Raw genomic sequence first — 24,177 nt, forward strand, 5'->3', positions numbered from 1 at the left:
GGGCCGGGCCCGCGACGTCTGCGGCCTGAAAGATCAGGCCTCGTCCTTCTTCGCCTCGGCCGAAGCGTCGGCGTCGGCGTCGGCGTCGGCGGCCTCGGCGGCGGGCGCCTCGTCGACGGCCTGCGCCTCAGCGGGAGCCTCGGTCTCCTCCGCCGGAGCCTCGTCCTCGGCCTTCGCCGGAGCGGCGGCCGGGGCAGCGGCGGCGGCCGGAGCCTCGGAGCGGGAGACGCGAACCGGGTTCAGCGGCTCGGTCACCAGCTCGATGACCGCCATCGGAGCGTTGTCACCCTTGCGCGGCCCCACCTTGGTGATGCGGGTGTAGCCGCCCGGACGCTCGGCGAACGTCGTCGCGAGCTCCGTGAACAGGTGGTGGACGACGCCCTTGTCCTTGACGACCTCGAGAACCTGGCGACGGTTGTGGATGTCGCCCTTCTTCGCCTTGGTGATCAGGCGCTCCGCCACCGGGCGGAGGCGCTTGGCCTTGGCAACCGTGGTGCGGATCTTGCCGTGGCGGAACAGGTCCGTGGCCAGGTTGGCCAGGATCAGCCGCTCGTGGGCAGGGCTGCCGCCAAGACGTGCGCCCTTGGTGGGCTTGGGCATTGCGTTCTCCTTGTGAGTCAACCCGCCCCGGCCGTACCAGGTACCGGAGTCGGGCCGGACGCACCCGTCGGGTGCGGTCCGTTACTGTCGCCCGTCCCAGGCGGTCCAGCCGCCCGGGACGGGGATTCGCGAGGAAGCCCTCGCGATGGCTCAGTACTGCTCGGTCTCGACGTACGCGCTGTCGTCGTCGTCGTAACCGGCGCCGGCCACCGCGCTCGGGTCGAACCCGGGCGGGGAGTCCTTGAGCGCCAGCGACATCTCGTGCAGCTTCTGCTTGACCTCTTCGATCGACTTGGCGCCGAAGTTCCTGATGTCCAGCAGGTCCTGCTCGCTGCGGGCCACGAGCTCACCCACGGTGTGGATGCCCTCGCGCTTGAGGCAGTTGTAGGAGCGGACGGTCAGGTTGAGCTCCTCGATCGGCAGCGCCAGGTCGGCCGCCAGGGCGGCGTCGGTCGGCGACGGGCCGATGTCGATGCCCTCGGCCTCGACGTTGAGCTCACGGGCCAGGCCGAACAGCTCGACGAGGGTCTTACCGGCGGAGGCCACCGCGTCGCGGGGCTTCATGGCCGGCTTGGTCTCGACGTCCAGGATGAGGCGGTCGAAGTCGGTGCGCTGCTCGACTCGGGTGGCCTCGACCTTGTAGGTGACCTTGAGCACCGGCGAGTAGATGGAGTCGATCGGGATGCGACCGATCTCCTGGCCGGGCTGCTTGTTCTGCGCGGCGGAGACGTAGCCGCGACCGCGCTCGACGGTCAGCTCCATCTCCAGCTTCGCCTTGCCGTTCAGCGTGGCGATGCGCAGCTCCGGGTTGTGCACCTCGACACCGGCCGGGGGCGCGATGTCGGCGGCGGTGACCTCACCGGGGCCCTGCTTGCGCAGGTACATCACGACCGGCTCGTCGTGCTCGGAGGAGACGACCAGCTCCTTGAGGTTGAGGATGATGTCGGTGACGTCTTCCTTGACCCCGGGAACGGTCGAGAACTCGTGCAGCACGCCCTCGATCCGGATGCTCGTCACGGCCGCGCCCGGAATGGACGACAGCAGCGTGCGGCGGAGCGAGTTGCCGATGGTGTAGCCGAAGCCCGGCTCCAGCGGTTCGATGATGAACCGCGACCGGGTGTCGTCGATCGACTCTTCGAGAAGAGTCGGACGCTGAGCGATCAGCATGCGGGTACTCCCCTTGTCGTGTGACGCCCGCTATATGACGCCACTCCGATATACAGCCTAAATGGCGTACGGCACGCCGTACGCCATCAGGCGGGCGAGGACTACTTGGAGTAGTACTCGACGATCAGCTGCTCCTGGACCTGGGTGTCGATCTGCTGGCGGACCGGCAGCTGGTGGACCAGGACGCGGAGCTTCTCCGGCACGACGCCCAGCCAGGCCGGGACGGTGCGCTCGCCGGCGGTGGCGCGGGCCACCTCGTACGGCAGCAGGCCGCGCTTGTTCTCGCGGACCTCGATGATGTCGTGCTCGCGCACGCGGTACGACGGGATGTCGACCTTCTTGCCGTTCACCAGGAAGTGGCCGTGACGGACCTGCTGGCGGGCGGCGTCGCGCGACTGGGCGAAACCGGCGCGGTAGACGACGTTGTCGAGGCGGGTCTCCAGGATCTGGAGCAGCACCTCACCCGTCTTGCCGGTCTTGCGGGTGGCTTCCTCGTAGTAGTTGTGGAACTGCTTCTCGAGGACGCCGTAGATGCGACGGGTCTTCTGCTTCTCGCGAAGCTGGAGCTGGTACTCGGACTCCTTCGGGCGTCCGCGACCGTGCTCACCCGGCGGGTAGGGACGGATCTCGATGGGGCACTTGGCGGACTCGCACTTGCTGCCCTTGAGGAAGAGCTTGGTCTTCTCGCGACGGCAGAGCTTGCAGTCCGCGCCCGTGTAACGAGCCATTTCTCAATATCTCCTGGATCAGACGCGGCGGCGCTTCGGCGGACGGCAGCCGTTGTGCGGGACCGGGGTGACGTCCTGGATCGACCCGACCTCGAGGCCGGTGGCCTGGAGGGAGCGGATCGCGGTCTCGCGGCCGGAGCCCGGACCCTTGACGAAGACGTCGACCTTCCGCATGCCGTGCTCCATGGCGCGGCGGGCGGCGTTCTCGGCGGCCATCTGGGCGGCGAACGGGGTGGACTTACGGGAGCCCTTGAAACCCACGTGGCCGGCGCTGGCCCAGGAGATCACGTTCCCGTTGGGGTCGGTGATCGAAACGATCGTGTTGTTGAACGTGCTCTTGATGTGGGCGTGCCCATGAGCGACGTTCTTCTTCTCCTTGCGGCGCACCTTCTTCGGCGCACCCTGACGGCTCTTAGGAGGCATCCTTCGCCTTCACTCCTGAGGTGTTCGGTCTCGCGGCTGCTGAGAGCGGTCGTGCCGGCCCGGCCCCCGCCGATCACGGCTGCAGGGCCTGGGCGCCGGCCGCCCCAGTGCGGACTACTTCTTACCGGGCTTCTTCTTGCCGGCCACGGTCTTCTTCTTGCCCTTGCGGGTGCGCGCGTTGGTCTGCGTGCGCTGGCCGTGGACGGGCAGGCCCTTGCGGTGCCGGATGCCCTGGTAGCAGCCAATTTCGATCTTGCGACGGATGTCGGCCTGGACCTCGCGGCGCAGGTCACCCTCGATCTTGAAGTTCGCCTCGATGTAGTCACGCATCGGGACGAGCTCGTTGTCGGAGAGCTGGTGCACGCGGAGGTCGCCGCTGACACCGGTCGCCTGGAGGATCTCCTGGGCGCGGGTGCGGCCGATTCCGTAGATGTAGGTGAGAGCGATCTCCAGCCGCTTCTCGCGGGGGAGGTCGACGCCAACCAGGCGGGCCATGGTCGGGCATTCTCCTTCTTTGTGGCGGAGGTCTTACGCCTCATCTCCCCTCCCCATGCCCGGGGTGAGGGCCCCGGCCTCCGACCGGGGGTCTCCTGAGTGGTACGGCCTTCCGTGCCGGTACGAGGCCGAACCTCGCGCGGCACGCCGCCTGCTCAGGTGTGAAGCGTTACCACTGACTTCAGGCTCCTCATGCGTCGAGCCCGCTCCCTGAAATCGGGGCGGACTCGGAGAAGCCTTGCGGCGACTAGCCCTGGCGCTGCTTGTGGCGCAGGTTGTCGCAGATCACCATGACGCGACCGTGCCGGCGGATCACCTTGCACTTGTCGCAGATCTTCTTGACGCTCGGCTTTACCTTCATTGTCCTTCGTGTTCCTCAGACGTCTTCACTTGTATCGGTAGACGATCCGCCCACGACTGAGGTCGTAGGGGCTCAGTTCCACGACCACCCGGTCGTCAGGAAGGATCCGGATGTAGTGCATCCGCATCCGTCCGCTGATGTGGGCCAGGACCTTATGGCCGTTGTCGAGCTGCACCCGGAACATGGCGTTCGGGAGCGACTCGACCACAGTGCCCTCGATCTCGATGGCGCCGTCTTTCTTGGCCAAAATCCCTCGCGTTTCACTGATCGATCGTCTGAGGCTCCGGTTCACTAGCAGCCGCGACCGTCACGCTTCGAAGAGAGCGGCGTCCGGCAAAGGACGCCGACGCGTGGTAGTCATAGTGAGCCGACTAAGGAGTGTACGACACCTGAGCCAAAAACGCGAAACGCGTGCCAGGTGTCCTGACACAACCACGGATCAGTTTACCCCACGGCGGGCGCGTCGTGACCCCGTCCGCGTCACCGCCACCGTCACCGGATCGCGGCGCGCCGACAGGCCCTAGGGCGTGTTTTGTGGATCAGGAGGTGGGTTCAACCTCCTGATTCGCCGATTCGGGCAGCGCGATGAGCTCGGGTGTGGCTCGATGGGTACATGGTCCGTCGCCATGAGTTAACCGATGCCGCGTGGGAACGTATCGCGCCGCTACTGCCGGCCCACCCAGGACGAGGTGGCCGGTGGCGGGATCACCGTCAAGTGCTCAACGGCATCGTGTGGAAGATCCGCACCGGTGCCGACTGGCGGGACATCCCCGAACGGTATGGCCCTTGGCAGACGATCTATCAGCGGTTCCGTCGCTGGTCAGCGGATGGGACGTGGCAGCGGCTGCTGGAGCATGTCCAGGCTCACGAGGATGCGGCAGGAGCGGTGGACTGGTCGGCCGTCTGCGTCGACTCGACCATTGTCCGGGCCCACCAGCACGCCGCGGGCGCCCGTAAAGGGGGAACCCGGCAAGGACGAACCATCACGTTGGGGATCAAGGCGGACAGGCGCTCGGGCGCTCGCGCGGCGGACTGACCACCAAACTCCACCTGGCCACCGACGGACGCGGCCTGCCGCTGGCGTTCGTTCTCACCGGCGGCAACATCAACGACTGCACCGAGTTCACCCGTGTGATGGCAGCCGTTCGCGTCCCTCGGCTCGGCCTTGGCCGTCCCCGCACCCGGCCTCAGCACGTCATCGCTGACAAGGGCTACAGCTCCCGGGCCATCCGTACCTATCTGCGCCGGCGGGGTATCAGCGCGACCATCCCTGAACGCGTCGACCAGCTGGCTGGGCGAGCTCATCGAGGGCACCGGCGCTGCGCGTTCGACCCTGCCCGTTACAAACGTCGCAACGTCGTCGAACGCTGTTTCAACCGGCTCAAGCAGTTCAGAGGCATCGCCACCCGCTACGACAAGCTCGCCGTTCACTACCAGGCAGCTGTCACCATCGCCTGCCTGCTGCTATGGCTTGCATGAGATCCACAAAACAGGCCCTAGGTTCTCTGCCATGCAGATCCTCGACCCGGCGCTCCATCCCCTCATGGACGCCTACCGCACCTGCGAGTTCACGACCCTGGGCCGTGACGGCACACCGCTGACCTGGCCGACCGCGTTCCACCGCCGCGCCGACGGCACGCTGCTGGTGACGACGTCACTGGCCTTCGCCCAGAAGGCGCTGAACGTGCGCCGCGACGGCCGGGTGGCGATGCTGTTGTCCGACCCCACCGGCAGCGGCCTGACCGACCCGCCCCAGGTGCTCGTCACCGGCACCGCCGTCTGCCCTGAGGAGATCGTCACCAGCCCGGCGGGGGACGAGGCGTACTGGAGCATGCTCTTCGAACGGCAGCCCGACAGCCGGAAGTACGTGACCGGAGCGGCCCGCCGGCTCATGGACTGGTACTACATGCGCCTGCTCATCGTCGTGACCCCCACCGTGGTGCTGTCCAGGCCGCCTCTCGCCCGCCTCTCCCCCGCCCCCGCGGCGTCCGGGCCGAGCGCTCTCCTGGGCGCGGCGCTGCTGTCCGCATACCCCACGGCCGTCCTGGGCGCGCGCGACGAGGCGGGCGCGCCGCTGCTCGCCCGCACCCGCGTGACCCCGGCCGAGGGCGGCTACGCCGTGGAGTCGCCGGCCGACCGCCCGCCGGTTCCGGGACCGGCCAGCCTCCTCGTCCACCGGCACGACGAGCGGCTCGCCGCCATGCACAACGCCCTGGTACGCGGCGAACTGCGCCGCGACGGCGACGGCTGGCTGTTCGTCCCCGTCAAGGTCGTCGAGCCGGCGGGCTCCGGCGGTCCACTGGACGTGATCGGCACCCTGCGCCGGGCGCGCCGGGCCACCCGCGCCTATCTCGACCGCCGGGGCCTCCCCCGCCCCAAGGTGGCCTGGCCCGAGTTCCAGGCCCTCGCCGCGACGGCGCCCCGTACCGACGGCTGACTGACGCCCGGAAGCGCGCACGCCGAGCGGCCGAGCTCTTCAGCGCGACACGCGCACCGGCGCGGCCCCTTCCACACGGCGCGCACACCGGCGGGCCCTCCCACACGACACGCTCAGAACGCGGCCCCTCCCATACGGCGCGCTCGGGACGCAGCCCCTCCCACACGGCGCGCACATCGTCGCGCCCCTCCCATACGACACGCCCGCGAACGGCGGGCCCTCTCGCGCGGCCCCCCACACCGCCGCGGCCCCTCCCACGCGGCGGCCACCAGACGCGGCCCCTCCCCCGTGGCTCGCACACGCGGCCCCAACCGCGCGGCGCGCACGCGGAAAAGGCCCGCCGACGCGAAGTCGGCGGGCCTTGACGAAGGGGCGGGGCCGCGGGGAGAGACGCGTCCCCGCCCGGGACGAGCGGAAGCGAGGGGGCGGGCGTCAGCGGCCGGCATCAGTAGATGCGGTACACCTTGCCGCAGTCGTTGAACTTGCCACCCCAGCACGTGTACGTGTACACGCGGCTGAGCCCCTTCTTCGACCAGGTCTCGCTGTGCGAGCCGTCCCACGGGCGGAAGAACTTGCCACCGCCGCCGCCCTTGAACTCGTAGCGGAACCAGACATAGCCCGACCTGGGGGTGGACTCCTTGCCGTACCACTTGGTGTAGACCCGCCCGTGCGACTTCCAGGTGTAGCCGAAGGTGTAGGCCTTGTGGCTGTTGGAGTAGAACTTGCCCCACTTGTGGACACTCTGGGAGGCCGTGTCCGTGGTGGCGGTCGCGGCCTGGGCGGCCGGCGCGGTCAGGGCCAGGCCGGCGGCGAGGGATCCGGCGAGGGCGGCCGTCGCGATGAGCTTGCGCATCTCTTCCTCCGATGAGTCGGTGCTTCTCGACGCGACTCACGTTAGGAAGATTCGGCCGTCCGATCTGTGGAGGAATACGCAGAGTGCACTAGTGCACATTTCACCGCTTCTGCGATGAACCGCCCGGACCGAAGATCGTGCTCACCAGCAGGACCACGCCCCACGGCCCCATGACCCACAGCGGCCACGGGTAGATCCAGTGGTCGGCCGTCACACTGACGATCAGCCAGATCACCCAGTTGATCGAGCTGGCCATGGCCCAGGCGCCCCAGGCGGCGCGCACGCCGGCGTGCGTCTTGGCCTTCTTCGCGGCGTCCTTGTCGCTCTTCTTGGCGAGCTGCCGGTGGCGCAGGTCCACATCGGGCAGGTCGGAGGTCAGCCGCTCCAGCTCGCCGTACGTCTTGCTCTGGTAGAGCTGCTCCAGCCGCTCGTTGAACTCGTCCATGGTGATACGGCCCTGCGCGGTGTGCTCCCGCAGCACGGCGGCCACCCGGTCGCGATCGGAATCGGAGGCACGCATCTCGGGGCTCTGTGCCATTCCACCACTCCAGGTCAGTTATGCGGCTGCGCCAGGCGCGATTCGCCCCCGTCCAGGGCGGTAAGCACCCAAGGACCATTATGTGTCACGGCGACGCTGTGTTCGAAGTGCGCGGAGGACTTGCCGTCGATGGTCACGACGGTCCAGTCGTCGGCCAGCACGCGGGTCCGCGCGGTGCCCAGGTTGACCATCGGCTCGATGGCCAGGCACATGCCCTCCTCCAGGACCGGGCCCTTGCCGGGCCGGCCGTGGTTGGCGATCCACGGGTCCATGTGCATCTCGGTGCCGATGCCGTGGCCGCCGTACTCCGGCGGGATGCCGAAGCGGCCCTGCGCCTTGACGTACCGCTCGATCTCGTAGCCGATGTCGGACAGGTGACGGCCCGGCGTGAGCGCGGCGATGCCGCGCCACATGGCCTCCTCGGTGACCCGCATCAGCTCGGTGAGCTCGGGCGCCACCTCGCCGACGGGAACCGTCACCGCCGAGTCGCCGTGCCAGCCGTCGAGGATCGCGCCGCAGTCGATGGAGATGATGTCGCCCTCGCGCAGCTTGCGGGCCTTGGTCGGGATGCCGTGGACGACCTCGTCGTTGACGGACGCGCAGATGGTCGCCGGGAAGCCCTGGTAGCCCTTGAACGACGGGATCGCGCCTTCTTCCCTGATCGCCTTCTCGGCGATGACGTCGAGGTCGAGCGGCGTCATGCCCGGCTCGACCGAACGCCTCAGCAGGTCCAGCGTGCGTCCGACCACGAGGCCGGCCGAGCGCATCTTCTGGAGCTGCTCGGCCGACTTGATCTGAATTCCATGTCTGTTCTTCTTGAACACTTTTCGGCACCCCTAGGTTGGGAACGAGCGGACGCGGGAGCCCAATTCCCCCCACAATAGCCGCGAGGTGGCACGAAGAAACTCGTGCCACCTCGTCAGTCCGTCAGCAGAGCTATCCCGTGAAAGGGCGGATCGCCTCCATGGCACGCTCGGTGACCTCCTCGACCGGGCCGGTCGCGTCCACTCCGACCAGGATGCCCTCGTCGGCGTAGTAGGCGACCAGCGGCGCGGTCTGCACCTGGTAGACCTCCAGGCGGTGCCTGATGGTCTCTTCCTTGTCGTCGTCACGCTGGAACAGCGCGCCGCCGCAGACGTCGCAGCGGTCGTCCTGCTTGTCGTCGAACTCCACATGCCAGATACGGCCGCACTGGCTGCACGTACGCCGACCGGCGAGACGGCGGACCACCTCGTCGTCGTCGACCACGAGTTCCAGCACCAGGTCGAGCGCCTGTCCCCAGTCCTTGAGCATGTCGCGCAGGATCTCGGCCTGCGGGACGTTGCGGGGGAAGCCGTCGAGCAGGAACCCGTCCTGGGCGTCGTCCTCGGAGAGACGGTCGCGGACCATGGCGATGGTGACCTCGTCGGGCACCAGGTCGCCGCGGTCCATGTACGTCTTGGCCAGCTTGCCGAGCTCCGTGCCGCCCGAGACGTTGGCACGGAAGATGTCACCTGTCGAGATCTTCGGGATGGACAGGTTGGATGCGATGTACTGGGCCTGTGTCCCCTTTCCCGCTCCGGGGGGCCCCACCAGAACGAGACGCACTACCGCAGGAAACCTTCGTAGTTACGCTGCTGCAGCTGGCTCTCGATCTGCTTGACCGTGTCCAGGCCGACACCAACCATGATCAGAATGCTCGTCCCTCCGAACGGGAAGTTCTGGCTCGCACCGGCCACCGCCAGCGCGACGATCGGGACCATGGCGATCAGACCCAGATAGAGCGCGCCGGGCGCGGTCAGACGGGTGAGCACGAAGTTCAGGTATTCAGCCGTCGGCCGGCCCGGGCGGATGCCCGGAATGAACCCACCGTACTTCTTCATGTTGTCAGCCACTTCAGGGGGGTTGAAAGTGATGGACACATAGAAGTACGTGAAGAACACGATGAGCACGAAGAACGTGATCATGTAGGTGGGCGTGTTGCCGCCGGCCAGGTTCTGCGCGATCCACTGGACGACCGCGTTCGGGTTCTGGGTGTTGGCGAACAGCGAGGTGATCAGCTGCGGAAGGTAGAGCAGCGACGAGGCGAAGATGACCGGGATGATGCCGGCCTGGTTGACCTTCAGCGGGATGTAGGTCGAGGTGCCGCCGTACATGCGCCGGCCGACCATCCGCTTGGCGTACTGCACCGGGATGCGCCGCTGGGCCTGCTCGACGAAGACGACCGCGGCGATCATGAAGATGCCGACGACCATGACGACCGTGAAGGTGAACTTGTTGGCCTGGAAGATGCTGGCCAGCTCGGACGGGAACACCGACACGACGGAGGTGAAGATCAGGATGGACATGCCGTTGCCGACGCCGCGGTCGGTGACGAGCTCACCCAGCCACATGATCACGGAGGTGCCGGCCGTCATGATGACGACCATCGTGATGATGCCGAAGATGTCGTTCGGGTTGATCAGCACGTCCTGCTGGCAGTTCGGGAACAGCTGACCGGAGCGCGCGAGCGCGATGAAGGCCGTGGACTGCAGGACACCGAGACCGATCGTCAGATAACGGGTGTACTGTGTGATCTTGGTCTGGCCGGCCTGTCCCTCCTTCTTGAGTGCCTCAAGACGAGGGATCACGACGACGAGCAGCTGCAGGATGATGCTCGCCGTGATGTACGGCATGATGCCGAGGGCGAACACCGACAGCTTCAGGAGCGCGCCGCCGCTGAACAGCTGCACCATCCCGTAGATGTTGCCGGATGCACCGTTACGCGCCTGCTGGAAGCAGTTCGCGAGATTCTCGACATGAACGCCCGGAGTCGGAAGAACCGAGCCAAGACGGAACAGCGCGATGATGCCCAGAGTGAAGAGCAACTTCTTGCGCAGGTCCGGCGTCCGGAACGCCCGGGTAAACGCGGTCAGCACGGTCCCTCCTGCGCGCCTATTCGGCGATGTGAGTATGCGATGGTGCGGGGATCTGCCATCTGAAGTCTCAAGTCAAACGAGCCGGACAGAAGCCTGCCGTCTCGCGAACTCTAACGCACTACGGGCGTGGGAGCCCATTGTCAGAGCCCCCACGCCTCGTCATAGCGTATTTACAGCTCGGTAACGGAGCCACCGGCCGCGGCGATCTTCTCCTTGGCAGCGGCCGAGAAGGCGTGAGCCTGCACGTTCACCGCGACGGAGATCTCGCCGGTGCCGAGCACCTTGACGAGCTGGTTCTTACGGACAGCACCCTTGGCGACCAGCGTCTCGACGGTGACATCGCCACCCTCGGGGAACAGCTCGCCGATCCTGTCCAGGTTGACGACCTGGTAGGACGTCTTGAACAGCGCGTTGGAGAAGCCCTTGAGCTTCGGCAGACGCCTCTGCAGCGGCACCTGGCCACCCTCGAAACCGAGGGGCACGCCGGTACGGGCCCGCGAGCCCTTGGTGCCGCGACCAGCGGTCTTGCCCTTGGAGCCCTCGCCACGACCCTTGCGGATCTTGGACTTGTTGGCGCCGGGGGCGGGACGCAGGTCGTGAATCTTCAGCGGAGCCTTGTCAGTCATGACTAGTCGACCTCTTCCACCTCGACGAGGTGCGTCACCACGGAGACCATGCCACGAATCTCGGGCCGGTCCTCCTTGACGACGACGTCGCCGATTCGCTTCAGGCCAAGCGAACGCAGCGAGTCACGCTGGTTCTGCTTGCCACCGATCTTCGAGCGAACCTGAGTGATCTTCAGGCGTGCCATGACTAGCTCACCGCCTTCGCCGCAGCGGCGGCCTCGGCGATGCCCTCGCGCTGAGCCTTGAGCATCCGGGCCGGAGCGACGTCCTCGATCGGCAGGCCACGACGGGCGGCGATCTCCTCGGGCCGGGACAGGCCCTTCAGAGCGGCCACCGTGGCGTGCACGATGTTGATGGGGTTGTCGGAGCCGAGCGACTTGGACAGCACGTCGTGGATGCCCGCGCACTCCAGGACCGCGCGCACCGGGCCGCCGGCGATGACGCCGGTACCGGCCGAGGCGGGACGCAGGAAGACGACGCCGGCCGCCTCCTCGCCCTGCACGGTGTGCGGGATCGTGCCCTGGATGCGAGGCACCTTGAAGAAGTGCTTCTTCGCCTCTTCGACGCCCTTGGCGATGGCCGCGGGCACTTCCTTGGCCTTGCCGTAACCGACGCCGACCAGGCCGTTGCCGTCACCGACGACGACGAGGGCGGTGAAGCTGAAGCGACGACCACCCTTCACGACCTTGGCCACTCGGTTGATCTTCACTACGCGCTCGATGTACGAGACGCCCTTGTCGGCGGCGCCACCGCGGCGATCGTCACGACGGTCCCGCCGCTCGCCACCGGTGCCGCCACCGCGACGCGGAGCTGCAGCCATCAGTGGTTCCTCATCTCAGTAGCCATTAGAACTCGAGCCCGCCTTCGCGGGCGCTGTCCGCCAGGGCCGCGATGCGCCCGGCGTAGCGGTTGCCACCACGGTCGAAGACGACGGCGGTGATCCCGGCTTCCTTGGCCCGCTGAGCGAGGAGCTCGCCGACCTTCTTCGCCTTCTCGGTCTTGTCCGCCTCCAGCGTGCGCAGCGAGGCGTCCATGGTGGACGCGCTCACCAGCGTGTGGCCGACGGTGTCGTCCACGATCTGCACGAAGAGGTGACGGGTCGAGCGGTTGACGACCAGGCGCGGACGCGCGGCCGTACCGACGACGTTCTTGCGGACGCGGCGGTGACGGCGGGCCCGCGAGACGGTGCGGGCAGCCGTGTGCTTGCTGAACGCAACCTTCGGAGCCATGCCTACTTACCAGCCTTTCCGACCTTGCGGCGGATCTGTTCGCCCTGGTAACGCACGCCCTTGCCCTTGTACGGGTCGGGCTTGCGCAGCTTGCGGATGTTGGCGGCGACCTCGCCGACCTTCTGCTTGTCGATGCCGTCCACGTGGAACAGGGTCGGCTTCTCGACGCGGAAGGTGACGCCCTCGGGGGCGTCGACGATGACCGGGTGGCTGAAGCCCAGAGCGAACTCCAGCTGCGTCGGGCCCTTGGCCTGGACGCGGTAACCGACGCCGACGATCTCCAGGGTCTTGGAGTAGCCCTGCGTGACGCCCTGCACCATGTTGGCGATCAGGGTGCGAGACAGGCCGTGCAGCGCGCGGACCTTGTTCTCGTCGTTGGGGCGGGTGACAGCGATGGCGCCGTCGTCGTCCCGAGCCACGGAGATGGGCTCGGCGACCGAGTGAGTGAGCGTGCCCTTCGGGCCCTTGACCTGGACATCCTGGCCGGTGATCGTGATGTCTACGCCACTGGGCACAGGGATGGGCAGCCGTCCGATTCTCGACATGCTGTGTTCCTCCCTTCTACCAGACGTAGGCGAGGACTTCCCCGCCCACACCACGCTTGCCGGCCTGCTTGTCGGTCATGAGGCCGGCGGACGTCGAGATGATCGCGACGCCGAGCCCGCCCAGGACTCGAGGCAGGTTGTCCTTCTTCGCGTACACCCGCAGACCGGGCTTGGAGACCCGGCGCAGGCCCGCGAGCGACCGCTCACGGGTCGGCCCGAACTTGAGCTCCACCACGAGGTTCTTGCCCACCTTGGCGTCCTCGACGGACCAAGACTGGATGTAGCCCTCCTGCTGGAGGATCTCGGCGATGTGCGCCTTGATCTTCGAATACGGCATCGACACACTCTCGTGGTACGCCGAGTTCGCATTCCGCAGACGCGTCAACATGTCTGCGATGGGGTCGGTCATCGTCATGGCCAGTGGCCTTCCTCGCCGCGGTTTCCAGTCGGCCAAGCATCGAGTGCGTGCGCACCGCTCTGCCGGTGGACCTTCGGCGTGGTCATGGGTGCTCTCGGTGAGAGCCCCGGAATTGACAGTGTTTCTCTATGTACGGCCGGCAGCCCGCGGGGGCGACGTCACGCCGCCCCCACAGGGTAACTACCAGCTGGACTTGGTGATGCCAGGAAGCTCGCCCCGGTGTGCCATCTCACGGAAGCACACGCGGCACAGGCCGAACTTCCTGTAGACGGCGCGGGGACGACCGCAGCGCGAGCACCGGGTGTAGGCCCGGACCTCGAACTTCGGCTTGCGCTTAGCCTTGGCGATCAGCGACTTCTTCGCCATGATCAGGCCTCCTTGAAGGGGAAGCCGAGGAGCTTCAGCAGCGCCCGGCCCTGGTCGTCGTTCTTCGCCGTGGTCACGATGGTGATGTCCATGCCTCGCGGCCGGTCGACCTTGTCCTGGTCGACCTCGTGGAACATGACCTGCTCGGTCAGACCGAACGTGTAGTTGCCGTTGCCGTCGAACTGCTTCGGCGACAGGCCACGGAAGTCACGGATGCGGGGCAGCGCCAGCGACAGCAGCCTGTCGAGGAACTCCCACATGCGGTCGCCGCGGAGCGTGACGTGCGCGCCGATCGGCATGCCCTCGCGCAGCTTGAACTGGGCGATGGACTTGCGGGCCCGGACGACGGCCGGCTTCTGGCCGGTGATCACGGTGAGGTCGCGAACGGCGCCCTCGATGAGCTTCGAGTCGCGGGCCGCCTCGCCGACACCCATGTTGACCTTGATCTTCACCAGGCCGGGGATCTGCATGACGTTCTCGATGCCGAACTGCTCGCGAAGCTGAGCCGCGATCTCCTCGCGGTACTTCGTCTTGAGGCGCGGCGTCGGGCGCTCGGTCTCGGTGGTCGTGGCAGTCATCAGCTGTCCTCACCCGTCTCGTCGGCCTTCTTGTCGGCCTTCTTGTCGGCGGGCTTGTCGTCCTTGAGCTTCTTCACGTTGCTCACGTGGATGGGGCCCTCCATGGTCTGCACGCCGCCGGTCTTGGCGCCGCGCGGACCCTGGTGGGTCTCCTTGGAGTGCTTCTTGATCATGTTGACGCCCTCGACCACCACACGGTCCTCGTGCGGGAGAGTGGCGATGACGTGACCCTTGGCACCCTTGTCCTTGCCGGCGATGACCTGGACGAGGTCACCCTTCTTCACGTGCAGCTGCTTCGGCATTACAGCACCTCCGGGGCGAGCGAGATGATGCGCATGAACTTCTTGTCGCGCAGCTCGCGGCCCACCGGGCCGAAGATACGAGTGCCACGAGGGTCACCGCTGTCCTTGATGATGACGGCGGCGTTCTCGTCGAAGCGGATGTAGGAGCCGTCGGGCCGGCGGCGCTCCTTGACCGTGCGGACGACGACGGCCTTGACCACGTCGCCCTTCTTGACGCCCGTGCTGCCCGGCAGCGCGTCCTTGACAGTGGCGACGATGACGTCGCCGATACCGGCGTAGCGTCGGCCCGAACCGCCGAGAACGCGGATGCAGAGAATCTCCTTGGCACCCGTGTTGTCGGCGACCTTGAGCCGCGACTCCTGCTGGATCACGATTACTCCTGTTAGTCGCGCCGGTTCTCATCGCTGAGCCTGGCGGAACCCGTCGGTTTCTTGGTCCTCCGGCCACAGCTCCGGGGAGCCGCACCGCAGGCGACGCGGGATGGTCCCACGTCCTTGGACACCGTCATGGGGGGTGTCTCCACCCCCCACGAGGCGCGGTATATCCGAGAAGGGTTACTTGGCCTTCTCGAGGATCTCGACGACCCGCCACCGCTTGGTGGCGGAGAGCGGACGAGTCTCCATCAGAAGCACACGGTCGCCCACGCCGCAGGCGTTGGACTCGTCGTGCGCCTTGTACTTGGTCGTACGGCGGATGACCTTGCCGTACAGACGGTGCTTCACGCGGTCCTCGACGGCGACGACGACGGTCTTGTCCATCTTGTCGCTGACGACCAGGCCCTCGCGGACCTTGCGGAAGTTACGGCCACCCTCGGTGGTGGTCTCGGTGGTCTCGGTCTCAGCCATCGCTCGTCTCCTTCTCGACCGTGACGATGCCGAGCTCACGCTCGCGCATCACGGTGTAGATACGGGCGATCTCGCGGCGGACGGCGCGCAGCCGCCCGTGGCTCTCCAACTGACCGGTCGCCGCCTGGAAGCGGAGGTTGAACAGCTCCTCCTTGGCTTCCTTGAGCTTCTGGACCAGCGTGTCCTGGTCCTCCACCCGCAGCTCGCCGGCGGTCAGGCCCTTAGCCATCACGCCTCACCCACTTCACGCTTAACGATCTTGCACTTCATCGGGAGCTTGTGGATCGCGCGCTGAAGCGCCTCGCGCGCGACCGGCTCCGCCACGCCGGACAGCTCGAACATCACGCGTCCGGGCTTGACGTTGGCGATCCACCACTCGGGGGAGCCCTTACCGGAACCCATGCGGGTCTCGGCGGGCTTCTTGGTGAGCGGACGGTCGGGGTAGATGTTGATCCACACCTTGCCGCCACGGCGGATGTGGCGGGTCATCGCGATACGAGCCGACTCGATCTGGCGGTTGGTCACGTAGGAGTGCTCAAGCGCCTGGATGCCGAACTCGCCGAACACGACCCTGGTGCCGCCCTTGGCGGCTCCGCTGCGGTCAGGCCGGTGCTGCTTGCGGTGCTTGACCCTGCGCGGGATCAGCATGGTCAGCTCCCTTCAGCACCCGGCTGCGCAGCCGGGCCGGTCTCGGGGGCGGCCTGCGCGGCCGCCTCGGTCCTGGGGGCGCGGTCACCGCGGCCGCCACCACGGCGGGCGCCACCGGCGCCACCGCGGCGGGGACGGTCGCCGCCACCCCGACGGTCATCACGCTCGCGACGCTGGCCGGCACGGGCACCGGCGGCCGCCGCCTCGCGCTCGGCGCGGCTCGTCGGAGCCTCGCCCTTGTAGATCCACACCTTCACGCCGATCCGGCCGAAGGTGGTACGGGCCTCGTAGAACCCGAAGTCGATGTCAGCGCGGAGCGTGTGCAGCGGCACACGACCCTCGCGGTAGAACTCCGACCTCGACATCTCGGCGCCGCCCAGACGACCCGAGCACTGCACCCGGATGCCCTTGGCGCCGCTCTTCATGGCCGACTGCATCGCCTTGCGCATGGCCCGACGGAACGAGACACGGCTGGAGAGCTGCTCGGCGACACCCTGCGCGACGAGCTGGGCGTCGATCTCGGGGTTCTTCACCTCGAGGATGTTGAGCTGGACCTGCTTCTTGGTCAGCTTCTCCAGGTCACCGCGGATGCGGTCGGCCTCCGCGCCGCGACGGCCGATGACGATGCCCGGACGCGCGGTGTGGATGTCGACCTGGACGCGGTCGGTCGTGCGCTCGATCTCCACCTTGGAGATGCCGGCCCGCTCCATGCCCTTCTGCAGCATGCGACGGATCGCCACGTCCTCGGCGACGTACGACTTGTACAGCTTGTCGGCGTACCACCGGCTCTTGAAGTCGGTCGTGATGCCGAGGCGGAACCCGTGCGGGTTAACCTTCTGGCCCACTATCGGGTCCTTCCCTTCGGCTCGCGGGACTCCACGATCACAGTGATGTGGCTCGTCCGCTTGTTGATCCGATAGGCGCGACCCTGTGCACGCGGACGGAACCGCTTCAGCGTCGGGCCCTCGTCGACCCACGCCCGGCTGACGACGAGCGTCTGCGGGTCGAGGTCGAAGTTGTGCTCAGCGTTCGCCATCGCGCTGCTGAGCACCTTGTAGATCGGCTCGCTCGCCGACTGGGGAGCGAACTGCAGCACGGCCTGCGCCTCCGAAGCGGGCAGCCCGCGAATAAGGTCCACCACACGGCGGGCCTTCTGGGGCGTGACGCGGACGAACCGCGCCTGAGCCCTGGCTTCCATCGCTTACTCCTCTGACTTCTGAAGGCTGCTATCGCCGGCTGCGGCGGTCTTCCTTGACGTGGCTGCGGAAGGTCCGCGTGGGGGCGAACTCTCCCAGCTTGTGGCCGATCATCGACTCGGTGACGAACACCGGCACGTGCTTGCGGCCATCGTGAACGGCGATCGTGTGCCCGAGCATGTCAGGCACGATCATGGAGCGCCGCGACCACGTCTTGATGACGTTCTTGGTGCCCTTCTCGTTCTGGGCGTCCACCTTCTTCTGAAGGTGCTCGTCCACGAAGGGACCCTTCTTAAGGCTACGTGGCATTTCGGCTGCTCCTACCGCTTCTTCCTCTTGCTCCGACGACGGATGATCAGCCGGTCGCTGGACTTGTTGGCCTGGCGGGTGCGGCCCTCGGGCTTGCCCTTCGGGTTCACCGGGTGGCGACCACCGGAGGTCTTGCCCTCACCACCACCGTGCGGGTGGTCGACGGGGTTCATCGCGACACCGCGGACGGTCGGGCGCTTGCCCTTCCACCGCATACGGCCGGCCTTGCCCCAGTTGATGTTGGCCTGCTCGGCGTTGCCGACCTGACCGACCGTCGCCCGGCAGCGCACGTCGACCATGCGCATCTCACCGGACGGCATACGCAGCGTGGCGTACTGGCCTTCCTTCGCGAGCAGCTGGATCTGGGCGCCCGCGGAGCGGCCGAGCTTGGCGCCGCCGCCCGGACGGAGCTCCACCGCGTGGATGAAGGTACCGGTCGGGATGTTGCGCAGCGGCAGGCAGTTGCCCGGCTTGATGTCGGCAGCGGGGCCGTTCTCGATGCGGTCGCCCTGCTTGAGGCCGGTCGGCGCGATGATGTAGCGCTTCTCGCCGTCGGCGTAGTGCAGCAGAGCGATGTTGGCGGTGCGGTTGGGGTCGTACTCGATGTGAGCGACCTTCGCCGGGATACCGTCCTTGTCATGCCTACGGAAGTCGATGATCCGGTAGGCGCGCTTGTGACCGCCGCCCTGGTGGCGCGCGGTGACCCGGCCGTGTACGTTGCGGCCGCCCTTGTTGTGAAGGGGCGCAAGCAGCGACTTCTCGGGCGTGCTGCGGGTGATCTCGGAGAAGTCCGAGACACTCGAGCCGCGGCGACCCGGAGTCGTCGGCTTGTACTTACGGATGCCCATCTTTTTCGTTCATCCTTCGTCGGTTACATGGGTGAGCCCGCCGCACCGAAGTGCGACGGTCTCGATCCCCCACGGGCCTCATGGCCCGCTCTCTTTCTGTGGCTGCTAGCCGATCTGACCGAAGATGTCGATCCGATCGCCCTCGACCAGGCTCACGATCGCGCGCTTGGTGTCGGGACGCTTGCCGTAGCCGGTGCGGGTGCGCTTGCGCTTGCCCTGCCGGTTGATCGTGTTCACGCTGGTGACCTTGACCCCGAAGATCTGCTCGACGGCGATCTTGACCTGGGTCTTGTTCGCGGTCTTCTTCACCAGGAACGTGTACTTGTTGTTCTCATCGATCAGGCCGTAGCTCTTCTCGGAGACGACCGGCTTGATGATGACGTCGCGCGGGTCGGCGATCTTCTCCATCAGGCGTCTTCCTTCTCGCTCTGAGCCGACAGCCGCGCCACGACCTGGTCGTAGGCCTCACGGGTGAAGACCACGTCGTCGTGCACGAGCACGTCGTAGGTGTTGAGCTGCCCGGCGTCCAGCAGGTGGACCTCCGGGGCGTTGCGCAGGCTCAGCCACGTGCGCTCGTCGGCCTCGTCGACCACGACGAGCACGGTACGGGCGTCGGTGATCTTGCGCAGCGCCTGCAGGGCCGCCTTGGTCTTGGGCGTCTCGCCCTCGACCAGACCGCTCACCACGTGGACGCGACCGCCGCCGGCCCGGTCGGACAGGGCGCCACGCAGGGCGGCGGCCTTCATCTTCTTGGGCGTGCGCTGCGAGTAGTCGCGCGGCACCGGGCCGTGGACGACGCCACCGCCGGCGAACTGCGGAGCGCGGGTCGAGCCCTGACGGGCGCGGCCGGTGCCCTTCTGGCGGTACGGCTTCTTGCCGCCGCCGCTGACCTCACCACGGGTCTTGGCCTTGTGGGTGCCCTGCCGGCGAGCGGCGAGCTGGGCCACGACCACCTGGTGGATCAGAGGAATGTTGACCTTGGCGCCGAAGATGTCCTCCGGCAGGTCGACGGTGCCCGTCTTGGCGCCGCTGGCGTCGAGGACGTCAATGCTGGTCACTTGGCAGCCCCCTTCTTGGCAGCGGTGCGGACGAGGACCAGGCTGCCGTTGGCGCCGGGGATCGCACCCTTGATGAGGATGAGACCCTTCTCGGCGTCGACGGCGTGAACCTTCAGGCTCTGCACAGTGGTGCGGACGTTACCCATCCGACCAGCCATGCGCAGGCCCTTGAACACGCGGCCCGGGGTGGCGCAGCCACCGATGGAACCCGGCGAGCGGTGCTTGCGCTGCGTACCGTGCGACGCGCCCAGACCACCGAAGCCGTGCCGCTTCATGACACCGGCGAAGCCCTTGCCCTTGCTCTTGCCCGTCACGTCGACGAACTGGCCGGCCTCGAAGGTGTCGGCCAGCAGCTCCTGGCCCAGGGTGTAGTCGCTCGCGTCGTCGGTGCGGATCTCCGCGAAATAACGGCGCGGGGTGATGTCGTGCTTGCGCAGGTAGTCGCCGAGCGGCTTGTTGACCTTCCGGGGGTCGACCTGCCCGAAGCCGAGCTGGACGGCGGAGTAGCCGTCCTTCTCCACGGTGCGGACGCGGGTCACCACACACGGACCGGCCTCGACCACGGTGACCGGTACGAGCCGGTTGTCCGCGTCGAAGACCTGGGTCATGCCGAGCTTCTTGCCCAGGACGCCCTTGATCGTCTTAGCCATGTCAGTGTGATCCCTCAGAGCTTGATCGAAATGTCGACGCCCGCGGGGAGGTCGAGCCGCATGAGCGAGTCGACGGTCTTGGGCGTCGGGTCGATGATGTCAATCAGCCGCTTGTGCGTGCGCATCTCGAAGTGCTCGCGGCTGTCCTTGTACTTGTGCGGCGAGCGGATGACGCAGTACACGTTCTTCTCGGTCGGCAGCGGCACCGGGCCCGCGACCTTCGCGCCAGTCCGCGTCACCGTCTCGACGATCTTCTTGGCCGAAACGTCGATGACCTCGTGGTCATAGGCCTTGAGCCGAATGCGGATCTTCTGTCCCGCCATAGTGGCCTCGGTGTCCTTCGCTGTCGTCTGAAAAAGTATCGTGCGGCCGGCGGCCGCTGATTGCTGCGGGCGTGAGCCCGCGAAGCCCCACGTGACAGACGCAGATGATCTGCCGTTTCTTCCGTGATCCGGCAGTTACTTCGGTCACTGCCGAAGGAACTGCGAGATCACGGCTCGCGTGGGGGGCGGACGGGAGCCTGCCGGCTCCTGTCCTGCTCGTGGTGCGGCGGTCGGCCCCGACGTGGGGGCCGACCGCCGCCCCGCGATCGAACTACTTGATGATCTTCGTGACCCGACCGGCGCCGACGGTGCGGCCACCCTCACGGATCGCGAACTTGAGGCCTTCCTCCATGGCGATGGGCTGGATCAGCTCAACGCGCATCTCGGTGTTGTCGCCCGGCATGACCATCTCGGTACCCTCGGGGAGGTGCACGACACCGGTCACGTCAGTCGTACGGAAGTAGAACTGCGGGCGGTAGTTGTTGAAGAACGGCGTGTGGCGGCCGCCCTCGTCCTTGGACAGGATGTAGACCTGGCCCTCGAACTCGGTGTGCGGGGTGGTCGTGCCCGGCTTGATGATGCACTGGCCGCGCTCGACGTCGTCGCGCTTGATGCCACGGAGCAGCAGGGCGGCGTTGTCGCCCGCGTGACCCTCGTCGAGCATCTTGTTGAACATCTCGATGCTGGTGACGGTGGTCGTCGTCTTCTCCGGCTTGATGCCGATGATGTCGACCTGCTCGTTGACCTTGACGATGCCGCGCTCGATACGGCCGGTGACGACCGTGCCGCGACCGGTGATCGAGAAGACGTCCTCGACCGGCATGAGGAACGGCTTCTCCGTCTCACGGGGCGGCTCGGGCACGTTCTCGTCGACGGCGTTCATCAGCTCGATGATGCTGTCGGCCCACTTCTCGTCGCCCTCAAGAGCCTTGAGCGCGGAGACGCGGACGACCGGCAGGTCGTCGCCGGGGAACTCCTGGGCGGAGAGGAGCTCGCGGACCTCGAGCTCGACGAGCTCCAGGATCTCCTCGTCGTCCACCATGTCGGACTTGTTGAGGGCCACGACGATGTAGGGGACGCCGACCTGGCGGGCCAGGAGGACGTGCTCCTTCGTCTGCGGCATCGGGCCGTCGGTGGCGGCGACCACGAGGATGGCGCCGTCCATCTGAGCGGCACCGGTGATCATGTTCTTCACGTAGTCGGCGTGACCGGGGCAGTCCACGTGGGCGTAGTGGCGCTTCTCGGTCTGGTACTCGACGTGCGCGATGGAGATCGTAATGCCGCGGGCCTTCTCCTCGGGCGCCTTGTCGATCTTGTCGAACGGCGTGGCCTGGTTCAGCTCGGGGTAACGGTCGTGGAGCACCTTGGTGATCGCCGCGGTCAGCGTGGTCTTACCGTGGTCGATATGCCCAATGGTGCCGATGTTCATGTGCGGCTTGTTCCGCTCGAACTTGGCCTTGCCCACTGGTTCTCTCCTTGAGAATCTGTGACTTTCGTCTGCACACACGGGCCCGGGACTTCCCGAACCCCTAGACGGTGGGGCGGCTCACACCACCCCACCAGAGGCCGTGGCCTCCTCGACGGCCGGGCGCCGGCTGGCCGGCGCCCCGCCTCGTGGGGTCCCGGGACTATTCGCCCCGGGCCTTCGCGACGATCTCCTTGGCGATGCCCGGAGGCACCTCCGAGTAGGAGTCGAACTGCATGCTGTAGCTCGCGCGCCCCTGCGTCTTGCTACGCAGGTCACCAACGTAGCCGAACATCTCAGACAGCGGCACGAGCGCCTGGACGACGCGGGCGCCGGCCCGCTCGTCCATCGCCTGGATCTGCCCGCGGCGACCGTTGAGGTCACCGATGACGTCACCCATGTAGTCCTCGGGCGTGGTGACCTCGACGGCCATCATCGGCTCGAGAAGCACGGCGTCAGCCTTGCGCGCGGCCTCCTTGAAGGCCATCGAGCCGGCGATCTTGAACGCCATTTCCGAGGAGTCGACGTCGTGCGCGGCACCGTCGGTGAGCGTCACCTTCACGCCCACCATCGGGTAGCCGGCCAGAACACCGAACTCCGCGGCCTCCTGGGCGCCCGCGTCGACCGACGGGATGTACTCCCGCGGAACGCGGCCACCGGTGACCTTGTTCTCGAACTCGTAGCCGTCGTTGCCCTCGCCCAGCGGCTCCAGATCGATGATCACCCGCGCGAACTGACCGGAACCACCGGTCTGCTTCTTGTGGGTGTAGTCGATCTTCTCCACCTTGCGGCGGATGGTCTCGCGGTAGGCCACCTGCGGGCGGCCGACGTTGGCCTCGACCTTGAACTCGCGCCGCATGCGGTCGACGAGGATCTCGAGGTGCAGCTCGCCCATGCCCCAGATGACGGTCTGGCCGGTCTCCTCGTCACGACGGACCTGGAAGGACGGGTCCTCCTCGGCCAGCCGCTGGATCGCGGTCGACAGCTTCTCCTGGTCGCCCTTGGTCTTGGGCTCGATGGCGACGTTGATGACCGGAGCCGGGAACGTCATCGACTCGAGCACGACCTGGTTCGACGGGTCGGACAGGGTGTCGCCGGTCGTGGTGTCCTTCAGACCCATGACCGCGACGATCTGGCCGGCGATCGCCGTCGGGCGCTCCTCGCGCTTGTTGGCGTGCATCTGGTAGATCTTGCCGATCCGCTCCTTCTTGCCCTTCACAGAGTTGACGACCTGTGAACCGGCCTCGAGCGTGCCCGAGTAGATGCGGATGTAGGTGATCTTGCCCAGGTGCGGGTCGCTGGCGATCTTGAAGGCCAGAGCGGAGAACGGCTCGCTCGGGTCCGCGTGACGCTCGATCACCTTCTCCTCGTTGCCGACCGCGTGGCCCTTGAAGGCCGGGATGTCGGTCGGCGCGGGGAGGTAGGCGACGATCGCGTCGAGCAGGGGCTGCACGCCCTTGTTCTTGAACGCGGTGCCGCACAGGACCGGGTTGATGGCGCTGCTCAGCGTGGCGCGGCGGATGGCCGCGATCAGCTGCTCCTCGGTGGGCTCGGTGCCCTCGAGGAAGAGCTCCATCAGCTCGTCGTCGTTCTCGGCGACGGTCTCGACCAGCTTGTCGCGCCACTCGCGAGCGACGTCGGCGTGGTCGGCCGGGATGTCGACGGTGTCGTACATCTCGCCCTTCGCCGCCTCGGCGCTCCAGATGAGGCCCTTCATCCTGATGAGGTCGATGACGCCCTTGAAGTCGGCCTCAACGCCCCACGGCAGCTGGATGACCGCCGGGGTGGCGCCCAGGCGGTTGACCATCATGTCGACGCAGCGGTGGAACTCCGCGCCGACCCGGTCCATCTTGTTCACGAAGCAGATGCGGGGGACGTCATAGCGGTCAGCCTGGCGCCACACCGTCTCCGACTGCGGCTCAACGCCCGCGACACCGTCGAACACGGCGACCGCGCCGTCGAGGACGCGGAGCGAACGCTCCACCTCGATGGTGAAGTCGACGTGACCCGGGGTGTCGATGATGTTGATGGTGTGACCGAGCCACTCGCAGGTCGTCGCGGCAGACGTGATCGTGATGCCGCGCTCCTGCTCCTGCTCCATCCAGTCCATCGTGGCAGCGCCTTCGTGGACTTCACCGATCTTGTAGTTGATGCCGGTGTAGAACAGGATGCGCTCGGTCGTGGTGGTCTTGCCCGCGTCGATATGGGCCATGATCCCGATGTTGCGGACCTTGGCCAGGTCAAGAGCGGTCGTGGTGGCCACTTCTCTCGC

The 24,177-nt window shown here is 67.0% G+C and carries 37 protein-coding genes; 2 read left to right on the plus strand and 35 right to left on the minus strand.

Annotation, left to right across the window (positions count from 1 at the left end):
- Window positions 1-33 precede the first annotated feature (33 nt).
- The 7 genes from rplQ to infA all read right to left on the minus strand — a co-directional run bounded on the left by rplQ (window position 34) and on the right by infA (window position 4,021).
- Complete coding sequence (gene rplQ, locus HD595_RS11550) at window positions 34-600, minus strand: 50S ribosomal protein L17 (RefSeq protein WP_253768384.1); 567 nt, start codon at window positions 598-600, stop codon at window positions 34-36.
- A 150-nt stretch (window positions 601-750) separates the two neighbouring features.
- Entirely contained in the window at window positions 751-1,767 is a 1,017-nt protein-coding gene (locus HD595_RS11555; protein ID WP_175587884.1) for a DNA-directed RNA polymerase subunit alpha, read from the minus strand.
- A gap of 101 nt (window positions 1,768-1,868) precedes the next feature.
- Entirely contained in the window at window positions 1,869-2,495 is a 627-nt protein-coding gene (gene rpsD / locus HD595_RS11560; protein ID WP_175600318.1) for a 30S ribosomal protein S4, read from the minus strand.
- A gap of 18 nt (window positions 2,496-2,513) precedes the next feature.
- On the minus strand, window positions 2,514-2,918 hold the full coding sequence (gene rpsK, locus HD595_RS11565) for a 30S ribosomal protein S11 (protein WP_020542285.1): 405 nt from the start codon (window positions 2,916-2,918) through the stop codon (window positions 2,514-2,516).
- A 114-nt stretch (window positions 2,919-3,032) separates the two neighbouring features.
- A complete protein-coding gene (gene rpsM / locus HD595_RS11570; protein ID WP_253768386.1) occupies window positions 3,033-3,413 on the minus strand; it encodes a 30S ribosomal protein S13 in 381 nt (126 codons plus the stop codon).
- A 247-nt stretch (window positions 3,414-3,660) separates the two neighbouring features.
- Window positions 3,661-3,774 carry a 50S ribosomal protein L36 gene (gene rpmJ, locus HD595_RS11575; protein ID WP_003956441.1) on the minus strand — a complete coding sequence of 38 codons (114 nt, stop codon included), beginning with the start codon at window positions 3,772-3,774 and terminating at the stop codon, window positions 3,661-3,663.
- A gap of 25 nt (window positions 3,775-3,799) precedes the next feature.
- Complete coding sequence (infA, locus tag HD595_RS11580) at window positions 3,800-4,021, minus strand: translation initiation factor IF-1 (protein ID WP_012887858.1); 222 nt, start codon at window positions 4,019-4,021, stop codon at window positions 3,800-3,802.
- Window positions 4,022-4,387: 366 nt separating this feature from the next.
- On the opposite strand from infA, the gene HD595_RS11585 reads away from it, so the two are divergent.
- Window positions 4,388-5,253 (plus strand): IS5 family transposase gene (locus HD595_RS11585; protein WP_420540749.1). Its coding sequence is split into 2 segments (ribosomal slippage): window positions 4,388-4,784 and window positions 4,784-5,253, totalling 867 coding nucleotides; the frame shifts between segments, so codons are not numbered across the junction.
- Between the two features lie 31 nt (window positions 5,254-5,284).
- The gene (locus HD595_RS11590) at window positions 5,285-6,211 is read left to right on the plus strand and encodes a pyridoxamine 5'-phosphate oxidase family protein (protein ID WP_253768387.1); all 927 of its coding nucleotides are present in this window, start codon (window positions 5,285-5,287) and stop codon (window positions 6,209-6,211) included.
- 445 nt (window positions 6,212-6,656) lie between these two features.
- Here the strand turns inward: HD595_RS11590 and HD595_RS11595 are convergent, their stop codons facing one another.
- The 28 genes from HD595_RS11595 to fusA form a co-directional block, all read right to left on the minus strand.
- A complete protein-coding gene (locus HD595_RS11595) occupies window positions 6,657-7,064 on the minus strand; it encodes a hypothetical protein (protein ID WP_253768389.1) in 408 nt (135 codons plus the stop codon).
- A gap of 100 nt (window positions 7,065-7,164) precedes the next feature.
- Complete coding sequence (locus tag HD595_RS11600; RefSeq protein WP_253768391.1) at window positions 7,165-7,584, minus strand: DUF1707 SHOCT-like domain-containing protein; 420 nt, start codon at window positions 7,582-7,584, stop codon at window positions 7,165-7,167.
- Between the two features lie 32 nt (window positions 7,585-7,616).
- Entirely contained in the window at window positions 7,617-8,426 is an 810-nt protein-coding gene (map, locus tag HD595_RS11605; RefSeq protein WP_253768393.1) for a type I methionyl aminopeptidase, read from the minus strand.
- A gap of 112 nt (window positions 8,427-8,538) precedes the next feature.
- Window positions 8,539-9,189, minus strand: a complete 651-nt coding sequence (locus HD595_RS11610) for an adenylate kinase (protein ID WP_175600313.1) — start codon at window positions 9,187-9,189, stop codon at window positions 8,539-8,541.
- Window positions 9,189-10,499 carry a preprotein translocase subunit SecY gene (secY, locus tag HD595_RS11615; protein WP_253768395.1) on the minus strand — a complete coding sequence of 437 codons (1,311 nt, stop codon included), beginning with the start codon at window positions 10,497-10,499 and terminating at the stop codon, window positions 9,189-9,191. The genes HD595_RS11610 and secY overlap by 1 nt, the downstream gene beginning before the upstream one ends.
- 170 nt (window positions 10,500-10,669) lie before the next feature.
- Window positions 10,670-11,125: a 50S ribosomal protein L15 gene (rplO, locus tag HD595_RS11620; RefSeq protein WP_253768397.1), complete on the minus strand. Its 456-nt coding sequence runs from the start codon at window positions 11,123-11,125 to the stop codon at window positions 10,670-10,672.
- Window positions 11,126-11,127: 2 nt separating this feature from the next.
- On the minus strand, window positions 11,128-11,310 hold the full coding sequence (gene rpmD, locus HD595_RS11625; RefSeq protein ID WP_080043226.1) for a 50S ribosomal protein L30: 183 nt from the start codon (window positions 11,308-11,310) through the stop codon (window positions 11,128-11,130).
- 2 nt (window positions 11,311-11,312) lie between these two features.
- Complete coding sequence (gene rpsE, locus HD595_RS11630) at window positions 11,313-11,945, minus strand: 30S ribosomal protein S5 (RefSeq protein WP_175600310.1); 633 nt, start codon at window positions 11,943-11,945, stop codon at window positions 11,313-11,315.
- A gap of 25 nt (window positions 11,946-11,970) precedes the next feature.
- Entirely contained in the window at window positions 11,971-12,354 is a 384-nt protein-coding gene (gene rplR / locus HD595_RS11635) for a 50S ribosomal protein L18 (RefSeq protein ID WP_253768398.1), read from the minus strand.
- Window positions 12,355-12,356: 2 nt separating this feature from the next.
- Window positions 12,357-12,899, minus strand: coding sequence for a 50S ribosomal protein L6 (rplF, locus tag HD595_RS11640; RefSeq protein WP_253768401.1), 543 nt, complete (start codon window positions 12,897-12,899; stop codon window positions 12,357-12,359).
- A gap of 16 nt (window positions 12,900-12,915) precedes the next feature.
- Window positions 12,916-13,314: a 30S ribosomal protein S8 gene (gene rpsH / locus HD595_RS11645; protein WP_173521474.1), complete on the minus strand. Its 399-nt coding sequence runs from the start codon at window positions 13,312-13,314 to the stop codon at window positions 12,916-12,918.
- A gap of 183 nt (window positions 13,315-13,497) precedes the next feature.
- Window positions 13,498-13,683 carry a type Z 30S ribosomal protein S14 gene (locus tag HD595_RS11650; protein WP_175587896.1) on the minus strand — a complete coding sequence of 62 codons (186 nt, stop codon included), beginning with the start codon at window positions 13,681-13,683 and terminating at the stop codon, window positions 13,498-13,500.
- 2 nt (window positions 13,684-13,685) lie between these two features.
- Window positions 13,686-14,261 carry a 50S ribosomal protein L5 gene (gene rplE / locus HD595_RS11655; RefSeq protein ID WP_101783550.1) on the minus strand — a complete coding sequence of 192 codons (576 nt, stop codon included), beginning with the start codon at window positions 14,259-14,261 and terminating at the stop codon, window positions 13,686-13,688.
- Window positions 14,261-14,551, minus strand: coding sequence for a 50S ribosomal protein L24 (rplX, locus tag HD595_RS11660; RefSeq protein WP_253781132.1), 291 nt, complete (start codon window positions 14,549-14,551; stop codon window positions 14,261-14,263). Before rplX ends, rplE begins: the two co-directional genes overlap by 1 nt.
- Before the next feature lie 11 nt (window positions 14,552-14,562).
- The gene (gene rplN / locus HD595_RS11665; RefSeq protein ID WP_043623452.1) at window positions 14,563-14,934 is read right to left on the minus strand and encodes a 50S ribosomal protein L14; all 372 of its coding nucleotides are present in this window, start codon (window positions 14,932-14,934) and stop codon (window positions 14,563-14,565) included.
- Between the two features lie 183 nt (window positions 14,935-15,117).
- Window positions 15,118-15,408 (minus strand): 30S ribosomal protein S17, encoded by a 291-nt coding sequence (gene rpsQ, locus HD595_RS11670; protein WP_175600306.1) that lies wholly within the window; start codon window positions 15,406-15,408, stop codon window positions 15,118-15,120.
- The gene (gene rpmC, locus HD595_RS11675) at window positions 15,401-15,637 is read right to left on the minus strand and encodes a 50S ribosomal protein L29 (RefSeq protein WP_080047279.1); all 237 of its coding nucleotides are present in this window, start codon (window positions 15,635-15,637) and stop codon (window positions 15,401-15,403) included. The genes rpsQ and rpmC overlap by 8 nt, the downstream gene beginning before the upstream one ends.
- On the minus strand, window positions 15,637-16,056 hold the full coding sequence (gene rplP, locus HD595_RS11680) for a 50S ribosomal protein L16 (protein WP_253768403.1): 420 nt from the start codon (window positions 16,054-16,056) through the stop codon (window positions 15,637-15,639). Before rplP ends, rpmC begins: the two co-directional genes overlap by 1 nt.
- A gap of 2 nt (window positions 16,057-16,058) precedes the next feature.
- Window positions 16,059-16,901, minus strand: a complete 843-nt coding sequence (rpsC, locus tag HD595_RS11685; protein ID WP_175587899.1) for a 30S ribosomal protein S3 — start codon at window positions 16,899-16,901, stop codon at window positions 16,059-16,061.
- Window positions 16,901-17,254: a 50S ribosomal protein L22 gene (gene rplV / locus HD595_RS11690; protein ID WP_020542306.1), complete on the minus strand. Its 354-nt coding sequence runs from the start codon at window positions 17,252-17,254 to the stop codon at window positions 16,901-16,903. The genes rpsC and rplV overlap by 1 nt, the downstream gene beginning before the upstream one ends.
- Before the next feature lie 28 nt (window positions 17,255-17,282).
- The gene (rpsS, locus tag HD595_RS11695) at window positions 17,283-17,561 is read right to left on the minus strand and encodes a 30S ribosomal protein S19 (protein WP_080043236.1); all 279 of its coding nucleotides are present in this window, start codon (window positions 17,559-17,561) and stop codon (window positions 17,283-17,285) included.
- Window positions 17,562-17,572: 11 nt separating this feature from the next.
- A complete protein-coding gene (gene rplB / locus HD595_RS11700) occupies window positions 17,573-18,409 on the minus strand; it encodes a 50S ribosomal protein L2 (RefSeq protein ID WP_175587901.1) in 837 nt (278 codons plus the stop codon).
- Window positions 18,410-18,514: 105 nt separating this feature from the next.
- Window positions 18,515-18,817, minus strand: a complete 303-nt coding sequence (gene rplW / locus HD595_RS11705) for a 50S ribosomal protein L23 (RefSeq protein WP_020542309.1) — start codon at window positions 18,815-18,817, stop codon at window positions 18,515-18,517.
- Window positions 18,817-19,467, minus strand: coding sequence for a 50S ribosomal protein L4 (rplD, locus tag HD595_RS11710; RefSeq protein ID WP_253768404.1), 651 nt, complete (start codon window positions 19,465-19,467; stop codon window positions 18,817-18,819). Before rplD ends, rplW begins: the two co-directional genes overlap by 1 nt.
- Window positions 19,464-20,117 carry a 50S ribosomal protein L3 gene (gene rplC, locus HD595_RS11715; RefSeq protein WP_175600303.1) on the minus strand — a complete coding sequence of 218 codons (654 nt, stop codon included), beginning with the start codon at window positions 20,115-20,117 and terminating at the stop codon, window positions 19,464-19,466. Before rplC ends, rplD begins: the two co-directional genes overlap by 4 nt.
- A gap of 14 nt (window positions 20,118-20,131) precedes the next feature.
- Entirely contained in the window at window positions 20,132-20,440 is a 309-nt protein-coding gene (gene rpsJ / locus HD595_RS11720) for a 30S ribosomal protein S10 (RefSeq protein ID WP_030912931.1), read from the minus strand.
- Between the two features lie 271 nt (window positions 20,441-20,711).
- Window positions 20,712-21,905 (minus strand): elongation factor Tu, encoded by a 1,194-nt coding sequence (gene tuf, locus HD595_RS11725; RefSeq protein ID WP_175587904.1) that lies wholly within the window; start codon window positions 21,903-21,905, stop codon window positions 20,712-20,714.
- Window positions 21,906-22,068: 163 nt separating this feature from the next.
- Complete coding sequence (fusA, locus tag HD595_RS11730) at window positions 22,069-24,117, minus strand: elongation factor G (RefSeq protein WP_253781133.1); 2,049 nt, start codon at window positions 24,115-24,117, stop codon at window positions 22,069-22,071.
- Window positions 24,118-24,177 lie beyond the last annotated feature (60 nt).

Source organism: Nonomuraea roseoviolacea subsp. carminata, assembly GCF_024172185.1.
GTDB classification, from domain to species: Bacteria; Actinomycetota; Actinomycetes; order Streptosporangiales; family Streptosporangiaceae; genus Nonomuraea; species Nonomuraea roseoviolacea.

Bases quoted from the DNA above. Each gene is read 5' to 3' on its own strand.
- HD595_RS11590 (WP_253768387.1), top strand. From the start codon at position 5,285: ATGCAGATCCTCGACCCGGCGCTCCATCCCCTCATGGACGCCTACCGC.
- HD595_RS11650 (WP_175587896.1), bottom strand. From the start codon at position 13,683: ATGGCGAAGAAGTCGCTGATCGCCAAGGCTAAGCGCAAGCCGAAGTTC.
- rpsD (WP_175600318.1), bottom strand. From the start codon at position 2,495: ATGGCTCGTTACACGGGCGCGGACTGCAAGCTCTGCCGTCGCGAGAAG.
- rplV (WP_020542306.1), bottom strand. From the start codon at position 17,254: ATGGAAGCCAGGGCTCAGGCGCGGTTCGTCCGCGTCACGCCCCAGAAG.
- rpmC (WP_080047279.1), bottom strand. From the start codon at position 15,637: ATGGCTAAGGGCCTGACCGCCGGCGAGCTGCGGGTGGAGGACCAGGAC.
- HD595_RS11555 (WP_175587884.1), bottom strand. From the start codon at position 1,767: ATGCTGATCGCTCAGCGTCCGACTCTTCTCGAAGAGTCGATCGACGAC.
- rpsJ (WP_030912931.1), bottom strand. From the start codon at position 20,440: ATGGCGGGACAGAAGATCCGCATTCGGCTCAAGGCCTATGACCACGAG.
- rplR (WP_253768398.1), bottom strand. From the start codon at position 12,354: ATGGCTCCGAAGGTTGCGTTCAGCAAGCACACGGCTGCCCGCACCGTC.
- rpmD (WP_080043226.1), bottom strand. From the start codon at position 11,310: ATGGCACGCCTGAAGATCACTCAGGTTCGCTCGAAGATCGGTGGCAAG.
- rpsS (WP_080043236.1), bottom strand. From the start codon at position 17,561: ATGCCACGTAGCCTTAAGAAGGGTCCCTTCGTGGACGAGCACCTTCAG.
- rplF (WP_253768401.1), bottom strand. From the start codon at position 12,899: ATGTCGAGAATCGGACGGCTGCCCATCCCTGTGCCCAGTGGCGTAGAC.
- rplE (WP_101783550.1), bottom strand. From the start codon at position 14,261: ATGACTGCCACGACCACCGAGACCGAGCGCCCGACGCCGCGCCTCAAG.
- HD595_RS11595 (WP_253768389.1), bottom strand. From the start codon at position 7,064: ATGCGCAAGCTCATCGCGACGGCCGCCCTCGCCGGATCCCTCGCCGCC.
- HD595_RS11600 (WP_253768391.1), bottom strand. From the start codon at position 7,584: ATGCGTGCCTCCGATTCCGATCGCGACCGGGTGGCCGCCGTGCTGCGG.
- rplP (WP_253768403.1), bottom strand. From the start codon at position 16,056: ATGCTGATCCCGCGCAGGGTCAAGCACCGCAAGCAGCACCGGCCTGAC.
- rpsE (WP_175600310.1), bottom strand. From the start codon at position 11,945: ATGGCTGCAGCTCCGCGTCGCGGTGGCGGCACCGGTGGCGAGCGGCGG.
- rplQ (WP_253768384.1), bottom strand. From the start codon at position 600: ATGCCCAAGCCCACCAAGGGCGCACGTCTTGGCGGCAGCCCTGCCCAC.
- rpmJ (WP_003956441.1), bottom strand. From the start codon at position 3,774: ATGAAGGTAAAGCCGAGCGTCAAGAAGATCTGCGACAAGTGCAAGGTG.
- rpsH (WP_173521474.1), bottom strand. From the start codon at position 13,314: ATGACGATGACCGACCCCATCGCAGACATGTTGACGCGTCTGCGGAAT.
- rplB (WP_175587901.1), bottom strand. From the start codon at position 18,409: ATGGGCATCCGTAAGTACAAGCCGACGACTCCGGGTCGCCGCGGCTCG.
- rplO (WP_253768397.1), bottom strand. From the start codon at position 11,125: ATGACTGACAAGGCTCCGCTGAAGATTCACGACCTGCGTCCCGCCCCC.
- rpsK (WP_020542285.1), bottom strand. From the start codon at position 2,918: ATGCCTCCTAAGAGCCGTCAGGGTGCGCCGAAGAAGGTGCGCCGCAAG.
- fusA (WP_253781133.1), bottom strand. From the start codon at position 24,117: ATGGCCCATATCGACGCGGGCAAGACCACCACGACCGAGCGCATCCTG.
- rplC (WP_175600303.1), bottom strand. From the start codon at position 20,117: ATGGCTAAGACGATCAAGGGCGTCCTGGGCAAGAAGCTCGGCATGACC.
- rplW (WP_020542309.1), bottom strand. From the start codon at position 18,817: ATGGAGAAGATCGCCGACCCGCGCGACGTCATCATCAAGCCGGTCGTC.
- rpsM (WP_253768386.1), bottom strand. From the start codon at position 3,413: ATGGCCCGCCTGGTTGGCGTCGACCTCCCCCGCGAGAAGCGGCTGGAG.
- rpsQ (WP_175600306.1), bottom strand. From the start codon at position 15,408: ATGGCTGAGACCGAGACCACCGAGACCACCACCGAGGGTGGCCGTAAC.